The organism is uncultured Holdemanella sp., assembly GCF_934772795.1.
GTDB lineage: Bacteria > Bacillota_I > Bacilli_A > Erysipelotrichales > Erysipelotrichaceae > Holdemanella.
Map to the genome: position 1 here is coordinate 1 of NZ_CAKVMR010000088.1, position 7610 is coordinate 7610.

Genomic DNA, 7610 nt, shown 5'->3' on the forward strand with positions numbered 1-7610 from the left:
TTCATTTCGAAAATTGCCTATATACAATAAAAAGCCTATTTCCTTACGTAAAGGTATAGGCTTTTGTCAACAATCTGAGACTTTTAACTAAAAAAGTCTAATTTCTTCAAGTTTTTTTACAGGACCATAACTTCTTCGGTAGAAATCCTGTAATCCATACTTGTTTAAAGCTTCAATATGCGCTTTTGTAGGGTAGCCTTTATGTTTGGCTAAACCATACTGTGGATACATTTCATCCAATTTTTTCATCCAACGATCACGCGTAACTTTCGCTAAAATACTTGCCGCTGCGATAGACAATGATTTTTGATCTCCCTTCACAATGGCTTGGTAAGGTTTATCAATATCTGGTAATGGCATCGCATCACTTAACACAAAATCACATTGTGCTTTATTGGCAATTTCCATCATCGCTTCTTGTGTCGCACGATAGATATTCTTCTTATCAATCGTCTTTTCATCTACAACTAAAATTTGATAGTACAAAGCATCCTGAATAATTGTTTTAAACAAAGCTTCTCGCTTTTTTTCACTCAATTTTTTAGAATCATCAATTAACGCATTTTGATATCCCTTTGGAAAAATAACACCTGCTACCATCAATGGACCCGCAATAGGACCTCTTCCTGCTTCATCCATTCCTAGAACACTTTGATTTTGATCCCAATAATCATGTTCCAAAGGTCTATCCAACATGTGGTTTCTCCCAAGTAATCAGGCCACACTTATTTTCACGAATATCTTTGACAAAACTTAACATCAACCTGTTTTCATCAATTTCACCCTTTAATAAATAACCACGTTTTATGGCAATGTTCTGTAATGTTTCATAAGGTGTATCCGCAATCTCTACATGATATACTGTATCAAAGATTTCAGGTTTTTCCTGCATTAAATATTCACACGCAAACAACGCCAAATCGTCCATATTTACAACTTGATCTTTTACTGAACCAAGTAATGCAAGTTTTAGACCAACTTGTTGATCTTCAAATTTAGGCCATAATACTCCTGGCGTATCTAATAGCTCAAGCGTTTGACCAACTTTAATCCATTGAAGACTCTTTGTCACGCCTGGACGATCTCCGGTTTGAGCCGCTTTACGTTTCGCAAACGTATTAATAAATGTACTTTTTCCGACGTTAGGAATTCCACACACCATAGCACGCAAAGCTCTAGGCTTCATTCCTCTACGTTTTTGTTTTTCAATTAAATTGATACATAATTCATTCGATGCCTTGATCAATTGTTTTGAGAAATTCTCATGAATAAAATCCAACGCTAATACTTTCTGATTCTCTGTTTCTAAAGCATTTACCCATTGTTTGGTAAGTTCTTTATCGGCCTTATCTTTTTTAGATAAAAGAATCAAACGTGGTTTGTTTTGAATCAATTGATCCAACATTGGATTCTTACTGGCATATGGCATTCTTGCATCACGAATCTCAATCACAAAATCAACTTTTTTTAAATTCTCTTCCATTTGCCTTTTGGCTTTGGTCATATGACCTGGAAACCATTGTACGTTTGCCACTAATCTTTCACTCCTATATCTGAAATTGGTAATAAGACTAACATCTTCTTGGCAAAGATCTGTGATTTCTTAACAGGACCTACATATCGTGAATCTTTAGAATAAGGACGATTATCTCCCATTACGTAATATTCGTCATCTTTTAATTTCACTTCTTCAAAATCAACAACATCCGTATTATCGGCATTCGGTACTTTATTAAAGTAACCAAATTTATCTACCAATGACTGACGATAATCTGGATCTATATATTTAGTCTCATCCAATACTTTTCCATTAATATATACAACATCATTTACACAGCTTACAGTATCCCCGGGTAATCCGATTACACGTTTTACCCAATGTGTTTTCTGTCCATCTTCTTCCATGGTTACAACGACTATATCCCCTCGTTCTACACCATTTAATAATACGCCTCCAACATTTGTGAATCCAAATTCCCCATTTTTTAATGTTGGATACATACTTCTTCCATCTACACGAACTGGGTGCGCCACAAAGTTCACAAACAATAGAATTACGATTGCACTTACTACAAATACTTTTATGAATCCAAGTATATCTTCTAGTAAAGTACGTTCATCATCCTCATTGTACCTTAGCTCGTTTTTCTTTGATTTCTTCATATAATCTCTAACCCCCTAAAATGTTATAAATCTATTATAAAGCTATTTAGAAAAAAAAGCCTGAAAATCAGACTTTTTTTTAAACAATTAACGAACTTCTTTTAAACGAGCAGCTTTACCTGAACGGTTACGTAAGTAAGATAACTTGTTACGACGTACTTTACCGTGACGAACTACTTCAATGTGGTCAATGATTGGTGAGTGTAAAGGGAATTTACGTTCAACACCAATTTGGTTAGAAATCTTACGAACTGTGAATGTTTCAGAGATTCCTCCACCTGCACGTTCAATTACAACACCTTCGAATACCTGGATACGGCTCTTGTCACCTTCTTTGATTTTAACGTGAACACGAACAGTACTACCAGAACGGAATGCTGGAATATCAGTCTTCAATTGTGATTTTGTTACTTCATTAACTAATCCTAAGTTCATTTTCTTTTCTCCTTCTCTTCTAATATTTGGTTATTAGTTCATTCACACAATGTGCCAGCGGAACTACCTATGCGTAAACGCCTATTTATATTACCATGTCAATAGATTTTGCGCAAGAATTATTTTTCGATTTTTAATACTGAATCAACCACTTTTTGATCTTCTTTATTTAAATTTAAATTTTCTAATAAATCCGGACGATATAAGGCTGTTCTTTTTAAAGACTCTTCATGCCTATACTTCTTGATATTCGCATGATGACCACTCAACAATACATCTGGAACTCTTTTACCATCATAGATTTCTGGCCTAGTATATTGAGGATATTCTAAAAGTCCATTTGAGAAAGAATCATCATCACTTGAATCCTGTCTAATAACACCTGGCAAGATTCGTAATATACAATCACACATGACCATACATGCACTTTCACCACCAGTTAACACAAAGTCACCTAAAGACATTTGAATATCTACATAATCACGAATTCGCTCATCAAAGCCTTCATAGTGACCACAAATAAAAATTAAGTGTTCCTTTAAAGATAATTCCTTTGCAATGGATTGATTAAATGTCTTACCTTGAGGTGTCAATAAGATCACCGTGCTATTTTCTGTACGAATGGATTCTAATGCATCTAATATAGGCTGGCACATCAAAACCATTCCAGCTCCACCACCATAAGGCGTATCGTCTACATGACCATGTTTTTCTTTTGTGAACTTTCGAAAATCAATCGTTTCAAATTCAAATAAATCTTTTTCTTTGGCACGCTTAAGAATACTTGTCGTCATCAATGGTTCAAAATATTCTGGGAATAATGTCAGTACAGATATTTTCATCGTAAGCCTTCCATTTCACGAATTGTGATTTCGTGAGCTTCTTTGTTCACATCAACAATAAATGCAGGTACAAAAGGTAATAAGAAACTATTTCCCTTTGATTTAACGCGAAGTACTAAATTGGCCCCTGTTTCTAAGATATCCACAACTTCACCAAGATTTTCTTTTGTCTCGTTAAATACAGTACAATGCATCAATTCATGATAATAATATTGACCTTCTTCAAGTTCTGGTAAATCTTCTTGAGCAATAAATAAATTCTTTGTCTTTAATTGTTCCGCTTTTTCAATGGAATCCACACCTTCAAAATAACAATAGCCAAAGCCTTTTTGTTCACGATAACGCACAACGGTTAATGTACGACCATCTTCTAAATGTAAGACTCTACCCTTCTCAAAACGATGCTGCGGATCATCTGTCACAAGATATAATTTACATTCACCCTTAAGTCCATGCGTATTAATGATTTGAGCTACTTTTATCATATGTTCCTCCTAAAAAAATCAGGATGTGAAATCACATCCTAATACGCTTCAAATTTTACTGAAATTCTTTTGTGTACATCACGTGCCGCAATAGACATCATTTGACGAATACTGCTAGCCATAATACCCTTACGGCCAATTAAACGTGCAACATCTTCACTATTGGCATATACATACAATAAAATTTCATTTTCATTTGTAGTTGCCATTGTTTTTACAGATAATGCTTTTTGATCATCTACAAGTGGTAAACAAATGTCTAATAATGTTTTTTCTAAATCAATCATTATTTTGAACTTTTAGCTTCGTGCATTTCTTTTAAAACACCTTCGTGTGATAAAATTGAACGAACTGTATCAGTTGGTTGTGCACCGTTGCTTAACCATTTCTTTGCTAATTCTTTGTCTAAAGTTACTTTTTCTTCAGCTTTAGTTGGGTTGTAAGTACCGATTTGTTCGATAAAACGACCATCACGAGGACTACGTGAATCAGCTGCTACTATACGGTAGAAAGGAGCTCCCTTTTTACCCATTCTTTTCAAACGTAATTTAACCATATTTAAATTCCTACCTTTTCTAATTTATTAAAGCTCATAAAGAATAACATGAATAAAATAAGGTGTCAAGTATTTTTACTTTACACCTTAACTTTTTTATTTTTTCTTCTTTTTCTTTTTTGCTTTCTGTTTTTTACTACCAGAATGCTTTGACATTCCAGGCATTCCGCCTCCACGCTGCATATTCTGTAGTGCAGCCATATCAGGAAGTTTTGCCTTACCACTCATCATCTTTGTCATCATCTGCATCTGTTCTAATTGATTGATCAAACGATTGACATCCATGACTTTAACACCCGCACCTTTGGCAATACGATTCTTTCTGGATGCCTTTAAACATGATGGATTTTCACGTTCATATTCCGTCATTGATAAAATAATGGCTTCACTTTTTTTCATCTGTGAATTCATTTTTTCATCATCTAAATTTTTAGCTACCTTATTGATACCTGGAATCATATTCATCATTTTCTGCATAGATCCCATTTTTGAAACTTGGCCTAATTGTGCTAATAAATCATTGAATGTAAATACACCCTGTTTCATACGTTCAGCCGTTTTCATCTGAACGTCCATATCTAATTTATCTTGAGCCTGTTCAACTAAAGTGACAATATCTCCCATTCCCAAGATACGATCTGCCATACGATCTGGGTGGAACTCCTCTAAGTCATCCACCTTTTCACCATTTGACACAAATAATACAGGTACATTTGTGATAGAACGAACTGACAACAATCCACCACCACGTGCATCGCCATCCATTTTGGTAACGATCAATCCTGTTACAGATAATTGTTCATTAAATTCTTTGGCAACAGTCACAATATCTTGACCTGTCATCGCATCGACAGTTAATAAGATTTCATCAGGAACAACAAGTTCTTTCATTTGTTGAAGCTCTTGCATCAATGCTTCATCAATGTGCAAACGACCCGCCGTATCAAAGATCACTAAATCTTTTTGACGATCTTTCGCATAGGCCAATGCCTGTCTTGCCGTTTCTACTGCAGATGTTTCTGGTCCACAAGTAAATACTTCGACATCAATACTTTTTCCTAACGTCTGTAACTGTTCAATAGCGGCAGGACGAACAACATCGCATGCAACTAATAAAACACGACGTGCTAATTTATTCTTGCAATAATTGGCAATCTTTGCACTCGCAGTTGTTTTACCAGTACCCTGTAAACCAACCATCATAACCGTAGTCATGCCTTGCTTTTTAAAGTGAATACGAGCATCTTCTTCACCTAATAATACTTGCAACTCGTCATGTACAATTTTGACAACCATTTGACTAGGATTTAAAGAATCCAATACTTCTTGTCCCAGTGCTTTTTCTTTTACATTTTCGACAAAGCTCTTTACTACATCGTAATTAACATCTGCCTCTAATAATGACATGCGCACTTCTTTCAACATGTCATTCATATTTTTCTCAGTCAGTTTTCCCTGTCCTGAAATATTTTTAAATGCTTTATTTAAGCGTTCACTTAATGATTCAAATGCCATAAATAATAATCTCCCCAAACTGTTTTAAGTTTACCTAATTTTTATTTAAATTACAATGGAAGGCCAGTCGACTTTGTCCATTTTTTAAATAAATTGTACCAACATGCTTAAATCCATGCTTCAACATGAAATTTTGCATAGGCTTATTGTCAATATGTGTATCCATGCGAATATTATTAATTTTAGAAGAACAATACTCTAATATAATATCTGCCATATGTTTTTTTAAACCACGAGTTGCGATACGATGAATAACACCATACGGTTCATCGTTTAGCCATTGACCATCATATATTTTATTGTAACAAGGATCAATACCGCAATAAAATACAAAACTTGCCTGAATTCCATCTTCATCTTCTAAGACATACATTTCGTTTTTGGCAATATCTTCTGCCAATATTTCTTGTGATGGATATCCATTTGTCCATTGATTTACATTTCCCGTTGAAGCCATAAATTTTCTAGCTCTATCATAAATTTCTAATAAAACAGGCATATCTTCTAGAGTTGCCTTACGAATTAATTCTCTTGCCATTTTAAAGACCATCCAAACTTAATACATGCGATCAAACGCCACACAACATATCCAATGCGATAGAATATATTGATTTTTGACCAATCAATAACAGCCGGTACATAAACAGGCCGATCCTTTTTAGAATAGAAAAATATTAATGTATATAAAATCACCATATCACTATTATAAAAATTGATGTCATAATAAAAATTTTCATTAGGGAACCATTGATGTAGACAAAGCTCCTGATATTCATAAGCAGCACGCATTTCATATGCCTGTACAATATCCATATGATCCGTTAAAGAGCCTGGACGTTTAACATAATGATAATAACAGTTAGGCATTATTGAAACTCGATTTGCGTTATAAATTGCTTTAAAAACTGTGTATGTATCTTCAAATCCCTTTTTCTCATCCGGAAATTTTACATCCTTAAAACAAGAAGCCGCATATAATTTTCCCCAAGGATAATTGTTAATACCTTTATTTTGACTCAATGCTCTTAGTGCAGATAAAGAATCCATTGTCTTTTTACACATTGGACTCACAGGAATGGATAATCCCTTATACTCAATACGATATCCACATGTAACAATATCACTATTTGTTTTTATAGCTTCATTTACCATTTTTTCAATCATATGCGGATTTAAATAATCATCACTATCCACAAATAAATAATACTCCCCTGTTGCCTTTTCTAATGCACGATTTCGTGTTGTAGAAATACCTGCATTTTCATAGCTATAAACATGAATAAAATCATATTTAGATGCATATAATTCAGCAATATCCAACGATGAATCTGTAGTTCCGTCATTGATAATAATGATCTCTATATTTTTGTATGTCTGTAAAAGAATAGATTCCAGACATTTCGATAAATATTTTTCCACATTGTATACTGGAATCAATATACTCACTTTATACATGAACGGCCTCCTTGAATGCCACAATACAATATCCCTTAGTAAAGAAAATATCAAATTTATATATAAGAATCAACAAAAATCTAAAAAAAAAGGACCCGGCAGCTAGCTATCTTCGCAGGGGCAAGCCCAACTATTGTCGCCGTGAAAGTGCTTAACTTC

Annotated in this window: 11 protein-coding genes; all 11 read right to left on the reverse strand. The window is 34.2% G+C overall.

All coding sequences use genetic code 11. From position 1 onward, the window contains the following. Positions 1-87: 87 nt before the first annotated feature. The 11 genes from Q0F04_RS11020 to Q0F04_RS11070 all read right to left on the reverse strand — a co-directional run bounded on the left by Q0F04_RS11020 (position 88) and on the right by Q0F04_RS11070 (position 7451). Positions 88-696, reverse strand: a complete 609-nt coding sequence (locus tag Q0F04_RS11020) for a ribonuclease HII (protein ID WP_295753277.1) — start codon at positions 694-696, stop codon at positions 88-90. Next, the gene (gene ylqF / locus Q0F04_RS11025; RefSeq protein WP_295753279.1) at positions 686-1534 is read right to left on the reverse strand and encodes a ribosome biogenesis GTPase YlqF; all 849 of its coding nucleotides are present in this window, start codon (positions 1532-1534) and stop codon (positions 686-688) included. The genes Q0F04_RS11020 and ylqF overlap by 11 nt, the downstream gene beginning before the upstream one ends. Beyond that, positions 1534-2163, reverse strand: coding sequence for a signal peptidase I (gene lepB, locus Q0F04_RS11030; RefSeq protein ID WP_295753281.1), 630 nt, complete (start codon positions 2161-2163; stop codon positions 1534-1536). Before lepB ends, ylqF begins: the two co-directional genes overlap by 1 nt. A gap of 87 nt (positions 2164-2250) precedes the next feature. Then, positions 2251-2598, reverse strand: a complete 348-nt coding sequence (rplS, locus tag Q0F04_RS11035) for a 50S ribosomal protein L19 (protein ID WP_117571589.1) — start codon at positions 2596-2598, stop codon at positions 2251-2253. A 119-nt stretch (positions 2599-2717) separates the two neighbouring features. After that, complete coding sequence (gene trmD, locus Q0F04_RS11040) at positions 2718-3440, reverse strand: tRNA (guanosine(37)-N1)-methyltransferase TrmD (protein ID WP_295753283.1); 723 nt, start codon at positions 3438-3440, stop codon at positions 2718-2720. Continuing rightward, positions 3437-3925: a ribosome maturation factor RimM gene (gene rimM, locus Q0F04_RS11045; RefSeq protein WP_295753285.1), complete on the reverse strand. Its 489-nt coding sequence runs from the start codon at positions 3923-3925 to the stop codon at positions 3437-3439. Before rimM ends, trmD begins: the two co-directional genes overlap by 4 nt. Positions 3926-3963: 38 nt before the next feature. Further along, a complete protein-coding gene (locus Q0F04_RS11050; RefSeq protein WP_003865918.1) occupies positions 3964-4212 on the reverse strand; it encodes a KH domain-containing protein in 249 nt (82 codons plus the stop codon). Next, positions 4212-4481 carry a 30S ribosomal protein S16 gene (gene rpsP / locus Q0F04_RS11055; protein WP_117571593.1) on the reverse strand — a complete coding sequence of 90 codons (270 nt, stop codon included), beginning with the start codon at positions 4479-4481 and terminating at the stop codon, positions 4212-4214. Before rpsP ends, Q0F04_RS11050 begins: the two co-directional genes overlap by 1 nt. Before the next feature lie 96 nt (positions 4482-4577). Next, positions 4578-5996 (reverse strand): signal recognition particle protein, encoded by a 1419-nt coding sequence (gene ffh, locus Q0F04_RS11060; protein WP_117571594.1) that lies wholly within the window; start codon positions 5994-5996, stop codon positions 4578-4580. A 34-nt stretch (positions 5997-6030) separates the two neighbouring features. Continuing rightward, a complete protein-coding gene (locus Q0F04_RS11065; RefSeq protein WP_117571595.1) occupies positions 6031-6534 on the reverse strand; it encodes a GNAT family protein in 504 nt (167 codons plus the stop codon). After that, positions 6519-7451, reverse strand: coding sequence for a glycosyltransferase (locus tag Q0F04_RS11070; protein WP_295753288.1), 933 nt, complete (start codon positions 7449-7451; stop codon positions 6519-6521). The genes Q0F04_RS11065 and Q0F04_RS11070 overlap by 16 nt, the downstream gene beginning before the upstream one ends. Between the last annotated feature and the right edge of the window lie 159 nt (positions 7452-7610).

Bases quoted from the DNA above. Each gene is read 5' to 3' on its own strand.
- rplS (WP_117571589.1), bottom strand. From the start codon at position 2,598: ATGAACTTAGGATTAGTTAATGAAGTAACAAAATCACAATTGAAGACT.
- lepB (WP_295753281.1), bottom strand. From the start codon at position 2,163: ATGAAGAAATCAAAGAAAAACGAGCTAAGGTACAATGAGGATGATGAA.
- Q0F04_RS11070 (WP_295753288.1), bottom strand. From the start codon at position 7,451: ATGTATAAAGTGAGTATATTGATTCCAGTATACAATGTGGAAAAATAT.
- trmD (WP_295753283.1), bottom strand. From the start codon at position 3,440: ATGAAAATATCTGTACTGACATTATTCCCAGAATATTTTGAACCATTG.
- rimM (WP_295753285.1), bottom strand. From the start codon at position 3,925: ATGATAAAAGTAGCTCAAATCATTAATACGCATGGACTTAAGGGTGAA.
- Q0F04_RS11050 (WP_003865918.1), bottom strand. From the start codon at position 4,212: ATGATTGATTTAGAAAAAACATTATTAGACATTTGTTTACCACTTGTA.
- Q0F04_RS11020 (WP_295753277.1), bottom strand. From the start codon at position 696: ATGTTGGATAGACCTTTGGAACATGATTATTGGGATCAAAATCAAAGT.
- ffh (WP_117571594.1), bottom strand. From the start codon at position 5,996: ATGGCATTTGAATCATTAAGTGAACGCTTAAATAAAGCATTTAAAAAT.
- Q0F04_RS11065 (WP_117571595.1), bottom strand. From the start codon at position 6,534: ATGGCAAGAGAATTAATTCGTAAGGCAACTCTAGAAGATATGCCTGTT.
- rpsP (WP_117571593.1), bottom strand. From the start codon at position 4,481: ATGGTTAAATTACGTTTGAAAAGAATGGGTAAAAAGGGAGCTCCTTTC.